The organism is Streptomyces sp. NPDC000348, from assembly GCF_042898795.1.
GTDB lineage: Bacteria > Actinomycetota > Actinomycetes > Streptomycetales > Streptomycetaceae > Streptomyces.
Genome location: NZ_JBIAZD010000012.1, coordinates 19,631 through 35,292 on the forward strand (window position 1 = coordinate 19,631; position 15,662 = coordinate 35,292).

Below are 15,662 nucleotides of genomic sequence, written 5' to 3' on the forward strand. Positions count from 1 at the left end.
CCCCGTCCCGGAGCGAAGCCCCGGCGGGACCCGGTCCGGGACGGGGCGGGGTCCAGGCGCACCGCCGGGCCCACGCTTCCCGGCGGCTGACACGCGAGCTGGACCTCGACGGAAAATGTCTGCGAGATTGCTGGGAATATTGTTAACAATCTTGTAGCGTGCGTCACGCCTTGACCCCGAGGCGTCGGCGAAGCACCTGGTGCTCACTGAGGGGAGACCCCATGCAGCGGCTTTCCGCGTCCGCCGGACGCGACGCACTCACCCGCCCGACGGGCCCGCGGAAGGGGCGGCCCGCGGCCCGCGACCGCCTCATGAGAGGCATGGCGCTCGCGGGTTCCCTCGTCCTCACGGCCGTCGCGGTGCCGGTCTCCGTCGCGGCGGCCGCTTCCGGGACGGCTCCCTCGCACAGCCGCGTCCGTGCCGCGGACCCCCAGGACGCCGCGCTGGACTTCGACTCCGCGGCCTACACGACGATCAGCGTCACCGTCGACGGCCGGCCGGTGGACGTGCGCTGGTACAAGGGGATCTGCTACGTCGCGGACCCGGTCGCCGCGGCGGCGCGGCAGCCCGGCGGGCCCGGCGGGGGCACCACCACGATCACCGACACCGCCTGCGGCTACCAGAGCATGAACGTGTTCGTCCCCGAGAGCGCCTTCGGCGACCAGCGGGCGCCGGTCTACTTCGCGGTGAACAACAGTGGCTGGATGGCCAGTCACCTCCGGGCGAGCGTGACCGCCGGCGCCTCCTACGACAGTTCGGCGAGCAACGTCGGCGCCGCCCTGAAGGCCGGATACGTCTTCGTCGACGTCGCCAACCGCAGCCGCGGACTGGTCGGCGCCGACGGCTCGTCCCCCGGCAAGGCCCCCGCGGCGGTGGTCGACGCCAAGGCCGCCGTGCGCTACCTGCGCCTCAACGACGCCGCCATGCCCGGCAGCGCGGAGCGGATCGTCGTCAACGGCACCAGCGGCGGCGGCGCGCTGGCGTCGATCCTGGGCGCCTCCGGCAACAGCGCCGAGTACGACGCGTACCTCACCGCGATCGGTGCCGCCGGCATCGACGCCAAGGGCCGGAGCACCCTGCGCGACGACGTCTTCGCCGTCAACGCCTACTGCCCGATCACCGACCTCGGCAACGCCGACGCGGCCTACGAGTGGCTGTACGATGTCCTCGCCACCCGTGACGCCGCCGGCTCGAACCCCTCACCCGAGGCGGCCGCGGAGATCGCGGACGGTTTCCCGGCGTACGAGAAGAGCCTCGGGCTGCGCAACCCCGACGGCTCCCGGCTCACCGCCTCGACCCTGCTCGACGCCATCGAGCAGGAGGTCGTCCGCTCCGCGGAGACCTACCTGGAGGCGGACCCGGCCCACACCATCCCGCCACTGGGCGGCACCTTCGAGATCACGGCGGGGGGCAGCACCAAGTCGTACGTCAACGACTGGATCGACGTCGACGACGCCACCAGCACGGTGCGCTCCGTCGACATGGCGAAGTACCTCGCCTTCGTCGCCACCCAGGCCACGCTCAAGACGACCCCCGCCTTCGACGCGGTGGGCGTCGGCGGGAACACCACCGGTCGCACCGAGACCAACCTCTTCGGGCCGCCGACGCAGACGTACATGAACTACACCGAGTACGGCTGGAACCACAACGACGTCGCCGGCGACGGCAGCGGCCTCGACGACACCGGGCTGACCTGGAAGCAGTACACGAGCAGGAGGAGCACCACCGTCGACGACCAGGTCCACCTCATCAACCCGATGGACTTCGTCGGCACCGGCGCCGACACCGCGCCGAACTGGTACGTGCGCCACGGCACCCGCGACCGGGACACCTCGTTCACCGTCTCGGTCAACCTCGACCGGGCGCTCGCCGCCGACCGGCAGGTCGAGAACCTCGACTACCGGCTCGCCTGGAACCAGCCGCACGCCGGCAACTACGACGTGCCCGAGGCCATGGCCTGGATCGCCGAGGCCGTCCGCACGGCCGGCGACCCGCCGGCCGGCCGCCGTTCCCGGTAGCCGGGGACGGGCAGCGGGCGGGCGTCGCCCCGGGCGTCCCCCGCTGCCGCGCCGGCCAGGGCCTGGAGGAGCCTCTCGCCGCGGGGCCGCACGGACATCCGTGCGGCCCCGCGGCGCTGACGCCGTGGCCCCCCCGGGGGGGGTTCCCACAGGCGGTCACCGGGAGGCCGGATCCCGTCCCGAAGCTGAACACAAATTCCACACAACCTCTCTTCATACCGGGCCCGATGGTCTAGATTGACCTTGCTTCAGCCGTTCGGGCACGAGGTGACCATTGATGACCCCTGGTGCGGGGAGCACCCGAGGTCTCCGGGGTGGGTTGTTCGACCAGTTCTGAAACAGCCGGGACGGCGTGCGCGGGGGGCGGGGGCCTCCTGCGGTGAGGAACGGTGCGGCGCGGGGGGCGGGGGCCTCCCGGGTGGAGAAACGGTGTCAGGGGAACACGTCGAACCACTGGGGACCTGGGGGGTTCTGTGCGGCAAGGGGGATTAGCCAGCCCGTTTCCGTCGACGCGCGGGCGTCTGGCGAACGGGGCGATCAGCCGGCCCGCGAGTGACTGGGAGCAGCGGTACCGCCGTACCGTGATCACCGGCGACACGGTGACCACCGCCGTCGTGGTGGCGGCGATCGGCAACTTCTTCGGGGCCCGGGACGCGGCCAACTGGCACGAGAAGTGGGGGATCCTCGCCTTCGGCACCTGGCTGCTGGTGCTGGGGGCGCTCGCGGTGAGCAGGTCGTGGGCTCCGGCCGTGCTCGGTCAGGGCGCCGAGGAATTCCGCCGGCTCGGCCGCTCACTGTTCATGGCGACCGTCGTCCTGGCGCTCGGCGGGATCGCCCTCACCTCGCGCAACATCAAGCTCTGGATCTTCGTCGCGATTCCCGCGATCGCGGTCGTCATCATGACCGAGCGGTATCTGCTGCGCCTCTGGCTGCACAAGCAGCGGAAGGAAGGACGGTGCCTGAGACCGGTGCTCGCCGCCGGGAGCCCGGCCACCGTGCGCGATCTGATCACCCGGACCCGCAAGTTCCCGCACCTCGGCTGGCAGGTGGCCGCGGTGTGCACGACGGACGGTCCCGGGCTCGACGGCGACCGGCTGGACGGAGTGCCGGTCGTCGGACCGCTGGCGGACGTCGCCGACCACGTGCACCGCGACGGCTACCGCGTCGTCGCGGTCACACCGGACCCGCACTGGTCACCGGACCGGCTGCAGCGGCTGGCCTGGAACCTCGAGGGCAGCGACGCCGACATGGTCGTGGCCCCCGTGCTGATGGAGGTGGCCGGCCCCCGGCTGCACATCGACGCGGTGCTCGGGATCCCGCTGCTGCGGGTCAGCATGCCGGCCTTCACCGGGGGCCGCCGGGTGGTCAAAGGGGTCGTCGACCGGATGGGCGCGGCGCTCCTGCTGGTCCTGTTCGCGCCATTGATGCTGTGCGTCGGGCTGCTCGTGCCGGCCACCAGCCGGGGCGGGGCGTTCTACCGCCAGCGCAGGGTCGGCAAGGACGGCCGCGAGTTCACCATGCTCAAGTTCCGCACCATGGTCGCCGGGGCCGACCGGGCACGTGCCGGGCTGGCCGGCCGCAACGAGGGCGCAGGCCCGCTGTTCAAGCTCCGCCGGGATCCGCGGGTGACCCGGGTGGGAGCGGTGCTGCGCCGGTACTCGGTCGACGAACTCCCGCAGCTCTTCAACGTGCTCACCGGATCGATGTCGCTCGTCGGCCCGCGGCCCCCGTTGCCGGAGGAGTGCGCCGCGTACGGCCCGGACATCCGGCGGCGGCTGCTGGTCAAGCCCGGACTCACCGGTCTGTGGCAGATCAGCGGACGCAGTGACCTGTCATGGGAGGAGGCGGTCCGGCTGGACCTGCGGTACGTGGAGGACTGGTCGCTCGCCCTCGACACGGTGATCCTGTGGAAGACGCTGCGTGCGGTGCTCTACGGGCAGGGGGCCTACTGATGCGCGCGGACCGTCGTCCGGCCGGCGCACGAACCGCGGGCCGCGAGGGCCTGCCTGGGGGGAGGAACGGGTCATGAGAGTCAGCGTTTTCGGGCTCGGCTACGTGGGCTGCGTGTCGGCCGCGTGCCTGGCCGACATGGGCCACGAGGTCATCGGGGTGGACGTCAGCCGGGTGAAGGTCGACCTGGTCAACGACGGCAGGGCCCCGGTGGTCGAGGAACGGATCGGCGAGCTCGTCGCCGAGGTCGTGCGGACCGGGGCGTTACGCGCCACCGGCGACGTCCGCGAGGCGATCCTGGGCAGCGAGGTGTCGCTGGTCTGCGTGGGCACCCCGTCGGAGCCCAACGGCAGCCTGTGCACCACGTACCTGGAGCGGGTCACCGAGCAGATCGGCGCCGTGCTGGCGGACCGCGCCGGGCGCGGCGGGCGGCACACCGTGGTGTTCCGCAGCACCATGCTCCCGGGCACCTGCCTGAACCTGCTGGTGCCGATCCTGGAGAAGTACGTCGGCGGCACGGCCGGGGTGGACGTCGGGGTCGCGGTCAACCCGGAGTTCCTGCGCGAGGGCACGAGCGTGCGGGACTTCTTCGACCCGCCCAAGACCGTCATCGGCGAACTCGACCCGGCGAGCGGCGACACGGTGGCGGCGCTGTACGACGGACTGCCCGGCGAGGTGTTCCGGGTGCCGGTCCCGACGGCCGAGGCGATCAAGTACGCGGACAACGCGTTCCACGGCCTCAAGATCGGCTTCGCGAACGAGCTGGGCGCGGTGTGCCGGGCGCTCGGGGTGGACTCGCACCAGGTGATGGACGTGTTCCTGGCCGACCGCAAGCTGAACATCAGCCCCGCCTACCTGCGGCCCGGCTTCGCCTTCGGCGGTTCCTGCCTGCCCAAGGACCTGCGCAGCCTGGTCCACGCGGCGCAGCGGGCCGACGTCTCGGTGCCCATCCTCGCCCATGTGCTGCCCTCCAACTCCGACCATCTGCAGCGCGCGGTGGAGCTGGTCGAGCGCACCGGCAAGCGCCGGGTCGGGCTGTTCGGGCTGTCCTTCAAACCCGGTACCGACGACCTCCGCGAGAGCCCGCTCGTCGAGCTGGCGGAGCGGCTCTTCGGCAAGGGGTACGACCTGCGGATCCACGACGCCAACGTGAGCCTGTCCCGGCTGCTCGGCGCGAACCGCGAGTACATCGAGACCCGGCTGCCGCACCTCGCGCACCTGCTCGCGGACTCCGTCGACGAGGTGCTCGAGCACGCCGAGGTGTGCCTGGTCGGAACCCGGGACCCGGACGTGCTGGCGGCGCTGCCCCACGGCGACGGCCCGGTGATCGTCGATCTCGTCCGCCTTCCCGACGCCGAGGCGCGCCGGGCCGAACCGGGGTACGTGGGCCTTGCTTGGTGACACATCGTCCGGCGACACGGCCGACGGCCGGCCGGGCCGGCGCGCGCTGGTCCTGGTGGAGAACCTGTCGGTGCCCTTCGACCGGCGGGTGTGGCAGGAGTGCACGACGCTGCGCGACGCGGGCTGGGAGGTGCACGTCGTCTGTCCCCGGGGGAGCAAGCGGGACACGGAGGCGGAGGCGGAGATCGACGGGGTGCGGATCCACCGCTACCCGTTGCGCGCGGCCACCGGGGGGCCGGCCGGCTACCTGCGGGAGTACGGGTCGGCGCTGTGGCACACGTTCCGGCTGGCCCGGAAGGTCGGCCCGGTCGACGTGGTCCACGCCTGCAACCCGCCCGACCTGCTGTTCCTGCCCGCCCTGTGGCTGAAGCGGCGCGGCGCGCGGTTCGTCTTCGACCAGCACGACCTGGTGCCCGAGCTGTACCTCTCCCGGTTCGGCCGCGGCGAGGACCTGCTCCACCGCGCCGTGTGCGCGCTGGAACGGATGACCTACCGGGCCGCGGACGTGGTGCTCGCCACGAACGAGAGCTACCGGGACGTCGCGGTGCGCCGCGGCGGACGGCGGCCGGAGGACGTCTTCGTGGTGCGCAGCGCGCCCGACACCGACCGGTTCCGCCCCGTACCGCCCGAGCCGGAGCTGAAGCGCGGCAAGCCCCATCTGCTGTGCTACCTCGGTGTCATGGGACCGCAGGACGGCGTCGACTACGCCCTGCGGGCCCTGGCGAAGCTGCGCGACGAGCTCGGGCGGACCGACTGGCACGCGGTGTTCGTCGGCGGCGGCGACACCTTCGACGCGATGGTGGAGCTGTCGCGGCGGCTCGGCCTCTCGGAGCAGGTGGAGTTCACCGGACGCGTTCCGGACGCCGACCTGGTGCGCTACCTGTCCACCGCGGACGTGTGCCTCTCCCCCGACCCGCGCAACCCGCTCAACGACGTGTCGACCATGAACAAGGTCCTGGAGTACATGGTGATGGGCCGGCCGGTCGTCTCGTTCGACCTGAAGGAGGCGCGGGTCTCCGCCGGGGACGCCGCCCTCTACGCGTCCGCCGACGACGAGGCCGAGTTCGCGAAGCTCGTCGCGCTGCTGCTGGACGATCCGGAGAAGCGGGCGCGGATGGGCGGGATCGGCCGGGAGCGGATCAGCGGGCCGCTCTCCTGGCGGAACTCGCAGGCGTCGCTGCTCGCCGCCTACGCCGCCGCCTGCCGCGGCCGCGCTCCGGTGTCGGCGGGCGCCCCGTACCGGGCAGGGAGAAGGCCGCGCCGTTGAGCGATGACACGATACGCCTGGTCACGATCGGGCGGATGATCCGTCGGCGCCGGCGGCTTCTCACCGTCCTCGCCGTGGTGGGCGCGCTCGTCGGCTACGGCGCCTCCGTGCTGTTCCCGCCGCGCTACACGACGTCGGCGTCGGTCCTGCTGTCGGGGCAGTGGGAGGAGCGCGAGCTGCTCACCCAGGCGAGGATCGCGTCCAGTTCGGCCGTGGTCGACCGCGCGGCCGCCGCCCTCGGCTGGGCCGGGGTGAGCGGCGCCGAGCTGCGGGACCGGGTGAGTGCCGGGGCCGCCGACGGGAACATCATCGAGATCTCCGGTACGGCCGACACCCCGGAGCGTGCGCAGCGCCTCTCCGACCGGGTGGCCGAGGAGTACGTCGGGTTCGCCGCGCGGCTCGCGGGCGACACCACCGACCCCGACGCGGCGACGCGGCCCGAGGCACTGCGGAGGCTGGTGGTGCAGACCAGCCGCCGGATCACCGACCTGGCCGAGGCGGCCGATCCGGGGCGGAGCGTGGAGAGCGTGCAGGGGCGCACCGAGCTCGAGAAGCTGCGCACCGCGCTGCAGGAGGCCATGGAGAAACTGGACCGGGTCGACCCGGCGCTCAACAGGGCCAACATGGTCGTCATGGGCCCGGCGGCCCGGCCGGCCGGGGAGGCCCCGCCGACGAGGGCGCAGCTCGTCGGCGGCGGGGCGCTGCTGTTCTTCCTGGTCGCGGTCGTCGGCCAGCTCGCCGCCGCACGGATGAGCCGCCGGCTGCGCACCGAACCGGAGATCGCCGCGGCGCTGGGCTCGGCGCTGCTGGGCACCGTCGACGTATCCGCCGAACGGTCCGCGGGCCCGCCGGGAGGCCGTGCCCCGTGGGCCCGGATCCGCCGGCTCCTCGGCGTCGACGTCCGGTGGGACGTACCGGAGCCGCGGGCGTCCGGCGACGAGGCCGGCCGGAGGATCCGCTACCGACGGGTGTGCGCCCGCCTGCGGAGCCGGTTGCCGCTCTCCCGGCGGCGGTTGCTGGTCGTCGTCCCGGAGGGCGACGAGGTCGCCCTCCGGGCCGCCGGGCGGCTCGCCGCCGAGGCAGGGGGCGATCCGCTGCTGCGGGTGGTGGAGGTCCCGGTGTCCCGGCCGGTGGTGCCGGACCGCGACGACGAGTCCGGTGTCCTGATCGTGCTCAGCGCGGGCAGCTGGACCGCGGGGGAGCTCTCCGGCGTCACCGGGGCGTGCGCGGACGCGGGGCACGAGGTCGTCGGCGCCGTCGTCGCCGGCACGGTCCGGACCCGTCCGGCGCGGACCGCCGCCCCTCCTGCCCGGCACGCCGCGCCGGCGTTCGCGGCCGGTGACGACGCGGGGGGAGGCCCGGCATGACGACGGACACGACCGCGGAGCCGCCGGCCGTCGCTCCGCTCCTCGACCTGCGGGCGCTGGTGGCCGCGGTGCGCAGGCGCCGCCGCCTCTGGTGTTCCATGGCGCTGCTGGGACTGCTGGCCGGCACGGCGGTGGCGGTCCTGCTGCCGCCGCCGCCGACCGCGGTGACCACGGTGCTGGTCGCGCACGAGGCGGACCAGCCGAACGACCCCGGAACGCTGATCCGTACCGACGCCGCACTGCTGCGGACCACGCGGATCGCCGGCGAGGCCCTGCGGTCCCTCGGTTCCCCGGAACGCCCGGAGGACTTCCTGCGGGACTACCAGGGCCTCGGCCTGACCAACAACCTGCTGCAGATCAGTGTGACGGGTGACGGCGACGCGGAGGCGGTGGCCCGCGCCGAGGCGCTGGCCGACGCGTTCGTCGCGGACCACGTGAGGCGGATACGGGAAGCCGCGAACGCCGAGGCCAAGGCTCTGCTCGGCCGGCGTGACGCCATGCGGGACGAACTCGCGCGGGTCAACGAGGAGATCGGGGAGGGACCGCCGCAGAGTGACCCGACGGCGTCGGCGAACCTCGAGTCGCTCTACGCCCGCCGGGCCGAACTCACCTCGCGGATCACCGACTTCGACCAGCGCGCCGAGGAGGCGCGGCTGGCCGCGCCCCGGCTCGTCGCGGGCACGCAGATCGTGGACGCCGCCCGCGCGGTGCACCACTCCCTGCCCAGGACCGCCGCCACCGACGCCGGGATCGGGCTGGTCCTCGGGCTCGCGCTCGGGCTCGCGCTGGCCGCGGTCGGCGCGGTGGTGGCGGACCGCCCCGTGCTGCGCCGGGACATCGCGGCGAACCTGGGCGCCTCGGTCATCGCGGAGCTGCCCGGCCGGTCGGCCGTGCCGTGGCGGCGCCGGAGGATCCGGGCGGCACGGACACGGCTCACCGCGTCCCTGGCCCGCGCCGTGCGCGGCTCCGCGGAACCGGTGTCGCTGCTGGAACTGGGCTGTGCGCGCGGCACGGGCGTGATCGCCCTGGACCTCGCCGGGGCACTGGCGGCCCAGGAGCCGGTGGTCGTCGTCGACGGCCTGCCCGGCCCGCAGCTCGCGGGCCGCCGCCCGAAGCCGGGAGACCCGCCCGTGGTCCGCGGCGAGCACGCCGCGGCCGCACTGCCCCGGGAGCGCCGGCTCGGCGTCGGCTCGGTGGCGCCCGGCACCACGTGGACCGACCTCCCGTACCTCGGTACCCGGACCGTGCTCGTCGTGCGGGCCGGGCACGGCGGCGCCGCATGGCTGCACACCGTGGCGCGGCAGCTCGCGGACCAGCGGATCTCGGTGATCGGTGTGGTGCTGATCGACCCCGATCCGCGCGACCGGACCGACGGCACGCTGTGGGACGGGCCGTACCCCGCGCCGCGCGGACGGAGCGAGTGGCCGGCCCGGCGGAACGGCGGGGGTGCCTCCCACGCCGTTCCGCCGGGCCGGCAGCGGACGGAGCGGCTGCCGATGTCGGCGGCACGGGTCCCGGACAGTGACCAGGAGGTGCGGTAGGACATGTGTGGCATCGCAGGCACGTACCGGTGGCCGGACGGGAAGGCCGTGACCGACCGGCTCACCGACACCCTCGCCCACCGCGGTCCGGACGGGGCGGGCCGGTACAGCCACCCCGTCGGTGACGGCGAAGTGCACCTCGGGCACCGGCGGCTCGCCATCGTGGACCTGTCCGGGACCGGCGCCCAGCCGATGGCCTCCGGCGGCCTCGTCCTGACGTACAACGGCGAGCTGTACAACGCGCCCGAGCTGCGGGCCGAGCTGGCGGCCGCCGGGGCGCGCTTCCGCGGCACCTCCGACACCGAGGTGGTCCTCGAGGCCTGGCGGCGCTGGGGCACGGAGTGCCTGCCCCGGCTGCGCGGCATGTTCGCGTTCGGGATCTTCGACGAGCGCACCGGTGAGCTGGTGCTCGCCCGCGACCAGCTCGGCGTCAAACCGCTGTTCCTGCTCCGGCGCGGCGAGGGCCTGGTGTTCGCCTCCGAGCTCAAGTCGCTCGCCGCGGTGACCGGCCGAACGTTGGAAGTGGACCACGCGGCCCTTGTGGCCTCGCTGCTGTACTACTGGGTGCCGGACTCGCGGTGCGCGTTCCACGAGGCGGAGAAGCTGCCGCCGGGGAGCTGGCTGCGGTGCCGGCCCGACGGGCGGGTGGAGCGCGGCCGGTTCTGGAACCTGAGGGACGTCGCCGCCGAGGGCCGGGAGCGGGCCCGCAGCGGTGAACGGCCGGACCTGGCCGCCGTCGTCGAGGAGTCGACCCGACGGCACCTGCTCGCCGACGTGCCCGTGGCGACCTTCCTGTCCGGCGGTCTCGACTCCAGCTACCTGACCGCGCTGGCGGCCCGCCACCGGCCCGGGATCTCCGCCTACACGATCGGGTTCCGCGCCGAGGACGCCAGGTTCGAGGCGATGCCCGACGACCTTCGGTACGCCCGCCGGGTGGCCGGGCGGTTCGGCGTCGACCTGCACGAGATCGAGATCGCTCCCGACGTGCTCGACCTGCTGCCGCGGATGACGTACCACCTGGACGAGCCGATCGGCGACCCCGCCGCGATCAACACGTTCCTGATCTGCTCGGCCGCCCGGGAGGCCGGGGTCAAGGTGCTGCTCTCGGGCATGGGCGCCGACGAGCTGTTCGCCGGGTACCGCAAGCACCTGGCCAACCTGGTGGCGCTGCGCTACCAGCGCGTCCCGCGGCCCCTGCGGCGCGGGGTGGCCGCGGCCGTGGACCGGCTGCCGGTCGCCTCGGCCCGCCGGGGGTACCGGTCGGTGCGCTTCGCGAAGCGGTTCCTCTCCTTCGCCGGCCTGCCGGAGGAGACCGCGTTCCGGCGCAGCTACACCATGTACGACCGGGACGAGCTGCTCGCCCTGGTCTCCCCGGACCTGGCCCACACGGTCGACGACGTGCTGACCGAGCACGCGGACGTCTACCGGGACAACGACCTCGACGACTTCGTCAACCGCATGTGCCTGGGCGACGCCCGGATGTTCCTGCCGGGCCTGAACCTCGCCTACACGGACCGCTCCAGCATGGCCGCGTCGACCGAGGTGCGGGTGCCGTACGTGGACGTCGAGGTGGTCAGGGCCGCGTTCGCCGTGCCCGGTGACCGCAAGATCGTCGGACGGCAGGGCAAGGCCGTCCTCAAGGAGGCGGCCTGCTCGATCCTGCCCCGGGAGATCGTGTACCGGCCCAAGGGCCTGTTCAGCGCCCCGCTGCGGGCCTGGATGAGCCGGGACCTGGCACCGCTGGTGCGCGAGGTGGTGCACGACGGCCTGCTCGTCCGCTCCGGGATCCTGCGCCGCGACGCGCTGCAGCGGCTCGTCGCCGAGGACGCCGCCGGGCAGCGGGACTTCTCCAAGCATCTGTGGCATGTGCTGACCCTCGAGTACTGGTATCGCGGCGCGACCTCCGGGTCCGGCCGGACCCCTGCCATGACGGCGTAGAGACAAGAGGACTTCGGGTGAAACAGGTTGTGCAGAACTACAGGAGCGGCGAGCTGGCGCTGCTCGACGTGCCGGCGCCGGGCTGCAAGCCGGGCGGTGTGCTGGTGCGGACCGCCTACTCGCTGATCTCCACCGGGACCGAGCTCATGAAGGTCTCCGAGGCCGGCATGTCGATGCTCGGCAAGGCCCGTTCCCGGCCGGACCAGGTGGCCAAGGTCATGCAGAGCGTCGCCACCAACGGGGTGCCCGCCACCTACCGCAAGGTGATGGGCAAGCTGGACTCCTACACGCCGCTGGGCTACTCGCTGTGCGGGGTGGTCGAGCAGGTCGGCGCCGGGATCGACGACGTGGCGGTCGGTGACCTCGTGGCCTGCGCCGGCAACGAGCACGCGCTGCACGCCGAGCTGAACTGGGTGCCGAGGAACCTCTACGCCCGGGTGCCGGACGGCCTCGCGCCGCGGCACGCGGCCTTCGGCACCGTGGGGTCGATCGCGCTGCAGGGCGTCCGCCGGGGCGAGCCACAGCTCGGCGAAGTGGCCCTGGTCATCGGCCTCGGGCTGATCGGGCAGCTGGTCGTGCAGCTCCTCGCCGCCTCGGGGGTCCGCGTCGTCGGGGCCGACCCCGATCCGGTGCGCTGCGAACTCGCCGAGCGGCTGGGCGCGGCGGCCTGCGGGGACCCCGGGTCCGCGGCCGTGGAGACGTCCGTCGCCGAACTCACCGGCGGTCACGGCGTGGACCAGGTGTACCTGGCCGCCGGCGGCGGCAGCAACCAGCCCGTCGAGCTGGCCGCCCGGCTGAGCCGGGACCGCGGCCGGGTCGTCGACATCGGCAAGTGCCGCCTGGACCTGCCGTGGAACGCGTACTACGAGAAGGAACTCGACGTCCGGTTCTCCCGTTCGTACGGCCCCGGGCGCTACGACCCGGAGTACGAGCTCGAAGGACGGGACTACCCGATCGGCTACGTGCGCTGGACCGAGCGCCGCAACCTGGCGTGCTTCCTCGACCTGGTCGCCCGCGGCCGCGTCGACGTGGAGCCCCTGGTCTCGCACACGGCCGCCTTCGACGACGCCGTCGAGACGTACCGGAGCCTTGAGGACGGCGGTCTGAAGGCGGTGGCCGTGCTGTTCCGGTACCCCGGGCAGGAGACGGCCGGGGACCGGGCCCCGGCGGTGGCCGTGCCCGCGGTGCGGCGTGGCGGCGAAGCGCCCGCCCCGGCCCGGGCGGTCAGGACGCCGGTGCGCCTCGCCTTCGTCGGCGCGGGCACCTACGCGTCGTCGATGCTGCTGCCGCACCTGGCGCGGCGCGACGGCGTCGAGCTGTCGGCGGTCGTCACCACGACGGCGCTGTCCGCGGCCAACGCGCAGCGCACGTTCGGCTTCGGCAGGGCGACCACCGACCTCGACGCCGTGCTCGGCGACGAGTCCGTCGACGCGGTGTTCGTGGTCACCCGGCACAGCTCGCACGCCGAACTGACCCGCAGGGCGCTGCTGGCCGGCAAGACGGTGTTCGTGGAGAAGCCGCTGGCGCTCACCGAGGACGAACTGGCCGGCGTGCTCGCGGCGGTGGAGGAGTCCGGCAACGACCGGCTCCAGGTGGGCTTCAACCGCCGGTTCGCGCCGCTGCTGCGGGAGGCCGGGGAGCGGTTCGGCGCCCGCACCGGGCCGGGACACGTCCGCTACCTGGTCAACGCGGGCCGCCTCGACCACGGCAGCTGGTACCTCCGGCAGGGCACCGAGGGCTCGCGGTTCGCCGGCGAGGGCGGGCACTTCATCGACACGGCGAGCTGGCTGCTGGGGGCCGACCCGGACTCGGTGTACGCGATCACCACGCCCGGCGACGAGGACCTCCAGGTCGTGCTGCGCTACCCGGACGGGTCCACCGCCACCATCGGTTACGTCACCACCGGCCCGTCCGGCTTCCCCAAGGAGACCCTGGACCTGGTCGCGGACGGCCGCGCGCTGCGCCTCGACGACTTCGTCCGCGCCTCCGTGTACGACGGCCGCAAGCGGTGGGTCAGTTCGCGGCTGCCCAGGGCCCGGGACAAGGGCCAGTCCGCCCAACTGGCCGCGTTCGTCAAGGCCGTGCGGACCGGCGGGCCGATGCCGGTGCCGCTGGAGTCGCTGGTCGCCACCACGGCGGCCACCCTCGCGGTGCGGACCGGCCTGGCCGCCGGTGCGCCGGTGACGCTGGCGGGGGCGCGATGACGATGGACGTGGGCTGGTACCTGCGGCGGCTGTCCCGGATGGGACCGCCGGAGATCGCCGGCCGGGTGGGCGACACGGTGCGCAGGCGGCGGTGGCGGTCGGCGCCGCCGCCGGAGTGCCCGGACGTCACCGGCGCCCGGTTCACCGCGGTCCTGCCCGCCGGGGCGCTCGCCGCCGTGCCGCCGGACGCCGCGAAGCGGCTCGTCGCCGGGGCGGACCGGCTGATGGCCGGGCGCGTCGAGTACTTCGGCGTGGAGCGCGACGACCTGATCGACCCGGACTGGTGGTACGACCCGAGGACCGGACGCCGGGCCCCGGGGGGCCACGCCTTCGACGTGCCGTACCGCGACGAGGACGCGGTCGGGGACATCAAGCAGATCTGGGAGCCGTCCCGGCACCAGTACCTCACCGTGCTCGCCGCCGCCTACGCGCTCACCGGGGACGACCGGTACGCCGAGCGCGTGGCCGGGCACCTGCGGTCGTGGTGGGCGGCCAACCCGCCGCTGCGCGGCGTGCACTGGACCAGCGGCATCGAGCTGGGGATCCGGCTGCTGTCCTGGGTGTGGATCCGCCGGCTGCTCGACGGCTGGCCGGGCGCGGCCGGGCTGTTCGAGGACGACCCCGAGGCGCTCGGGCAGATCTGGCACCACCAGCGCTGGCTGGCCGCCTTCCCCAGCCGCGGGTCCTCGGCGAACAACCACGTCATCGCCGAGGCCGCCGGGCAGCTCGCCGCATCCTGCGCGTTCGGCTGGTTCCCCTCCTCGGCGCGCTGGCGGGACGGGGCGCTGCGGTCGCTCGACCGGCACCTGCGGGCCAACACCTTCGCGTCCGGTCTCAACCGCGAACTCGCCACCGAGTACCACGGACTGGTGCTGGAGCTCGGACTGGCCGCGGTGGCCGAGGCGGACACCGCCGGCGTGCCGGTCCCCGCGTCCGTCCGGCTGGTGCTGCTGCGGATGACCGACGCGCTCGCGGCCGTCGTGGACAACCGGCTGCGGCCGCCGCGCCAGGGGGACGCGGACGACGGGCACGGTCTGGTCCTGGACGGCGCGGGCACCGACCGCTGGGCCTCGCTGCTGGCCACCGGGGACGCCGTGTTCGGCCGGCTCCCCTGGTGGCCGGCGGTGACCGGCACCGACGTGCGCACCCCGCTGCTGGCCGCGCTCGTCCGGCCGTACGCGGACGGCGGGACCGCGCCGGCCGTGTCCCGCCCGGCGAGCCGGCCGGACCGTTTCGCCGACGCGGGGCTCACCGTGCTGCGCGGTCCGGAGGAGATCTGGTGCCGCTGCGACGGCGGTCCGCACGGATTCCTGTCCATCGCCGCGCACGCCCACGCGGACGCGCTGTCCGTGGAGGTCCGGCACGACGGGGTCGACGTGCTCGCCGACCCGGGGACGTACTGCTACCACGGGCAGCCCGAGTGGCGGCGGTACTTCCGGTCGACCCTCGGCCACAACACCGTGCAGGTGGACGGCGCCGACCAGTCCGTCTCCGGCGGCCCGTTCCTGTGGACCCGGCACGCCCGCAGCCGCGTCCTGGTCGCGGACACCTCCGGCGCCTCAGCCGGGGGGACGGTCCGCTGGTGCGCCGAGCACGACGGTTACCGGCCCTCCGTGCACCGCCGCCGGGTGGAGCTGACGGCCGCGCGCCGGGAGCTGCGGGTGGTCGACGAGGTGCGCGGCCCGCGCCGGGCCGTGCGCCTGGCGTTCCACCTCGGCCCGGCGATCGCCGCGGAGCTGGCGGGGAACCGGGCGGAGCTCACCTGGACCCGGGACGGCGAGGATCGCTCCGCGGCGCTCGACCTGCCCGGACAACTGAGCTGGCGGGCGCACCGCGGCGAGAGCGACCCGCCGCTGGGCTGGTACTCCGCCGGCTTCGGGCGCAGGGAACCCGCCACCACGCTGGTCGGCACCGGCTTCACCGACGGCGCGGAGGAGTTCACCACCGTGCTCGGGTTCCGCGGTCGGGGGGCCTGA

Annotated in this window: 9 protein-coding genes; all 9 read left to right on the forward strand. The window is 74.1% G+C overall.

Features of this window, described 5'->3' with window-relative positions; genetic code table 11:
* The first annotated feature begins 320 nt into the window (after positions 1–320).
* Entirely contained in the window at positions 321–2,018 is a 1,698-nt protein-coding gene (locus ACFY3N_RS23230) for a subtype B tannase (RefSeq protein WP_390818614.1), read from the forward strand.
* 473 nt (positions 2,019–2,491) lie between these two features.
* On the forward strand, positions 2,492–3,970 hold the full coding sequence (locus ACFY3N_RS23235) for a sugar transferase (RefSeq protein ID WP_390818615.1): 1,479 nt from the start codon (positions 2,492–2,494) through the stop codon (positions 3,968–3,970).
* A gap of 73 nt (positions 3,971–4,043) precedes the next feature.
* Complete coding sequence (locus tag ACFY3N_RS23240) at positions 4,044–5,369, forward strand: nucleotide sugar dehydrogenase (protein ID WP_390818616.1); 1,326 nt, start codon at positions 4,044–4,046, stop codon at positions 5,367–5,369.
* Complete coding sequence (locus tag ACFY3N_RS23245; RefSeq protein WP_390818617.1) at positions 5,359–6,636, forward strand: glycosyltransferase family 4 protein; 1,278 nt, start codon at positions 5,359–5,361, stop codon at positions 6,634–6,636. The genes ACFY3N_RS23240 and ACFY3N_RS23245 overlap by 11 nt, the downstream gene beginning before the upstream one ends.
* Positions 6,633–8,003, forward strand: coding sequence for a polysaccharide biosynthesis protein (locus ACFY3N_RS23250; protein WP_390818618.1), 1,371 nt, complete (start codon positions 6,633–6,635; stop codon positions 8,001–8,003). The genes ACFY3N_RS23245 and ACFY3N_RS23250 overlap by 4 nt, the downstream gene beginning before the upstream one ends.
* On the forward strand, positions 8,000–9,544 hold the full coding sequence (locus ACFY3N_RS23255) for a Wzz/FepE/Etk N-terminal domain-containing protein (protein WP_390818619.1): 1,545 nt from the start codon (positions 8,000–8,002) through the stop codon (positions 9,542–9,544). The genes ACFY3N_RS23250 and ACFY3N_RS23255 overlap by 4 nt, the downstream gene beginning before the upstream one ends.
* A 3-nt stretch (positions 9,545–9,547) precedes the next feature.
* Complete coding sequence (gene asnB, locus ACFY3N_RS23260; protein WP_390818620.1) at positions 9,548–11,482, forward strand: asparagine synthase (glutamine-hydrolyzing); 1,935 nt, start codon at positions 9,548–9,550, stop codon at positions 11,480–11,482.
* Positions 11,483–11,499: 17 nt separating this feature from the next.
* A complete protein-coding gene (locus ACFY3N_RS23265) occupies positions 11,500–13,686 on the forward strand; it encodes a bi-domain-containing oxidoreductase (protein ID WP_390818621.1) in 2,187 nt (728 codons plus the stop codon).
* On the forward strand, positions 13,683–15,662 hold the full coding sequence (locus ACFY3N_RS23270) for an alginate lyase family protein (protein ID WP_390818622.1): 1,980 nt from the start codon (positions 13,683–13,685) through the stop codon (positions 15,660–15,662). Before ACFY3N_RS23265 ends, ACFY3N_RS23270 begins: the two co-directional genes overlap by 4 nt.

Excerpts from the sequence above, each read along its gene's own strand:
- ACFY3N_RS23240 (WP_390818616.1), top strand. The coding sequence starts at position 4,044 with ATGAGAGTCAGCGTTTTCGGGCTCGGCTACGTGGGCTGCGTGTCGGCC.
- asnB (WP_390818620.1), top strand. The coding sequence starts at position 9,548 with ATGTGTGGCATCGCAGGCACGTACCGGTGGCCGGACGGGAAGGCCGTG.
- ACFY3N_RS23255 (WP_390818619.1), top strand. The coding sequence starts at position 8,000 with ATGACGACGGACACGACCGCGGAGCCGCCGGCCGTCGCTCCGCTCCTC.
- ACFY3N_RS23270 (WP_390818622.1), top strand. The coding sequence starts at position 13,683 with ATGACGATGGACGTGGGCTGGTACCTGCGGCGGCTGTCCCGGATGGGA.
- ACFY3N_RS23230 (WP_390818614.1), top strand. The coding sequence starts at position 321 with ATGGCGCTCGCGGGTTCCCTCGTCCTCACGGCCGTCGCGGTGCCGGTC.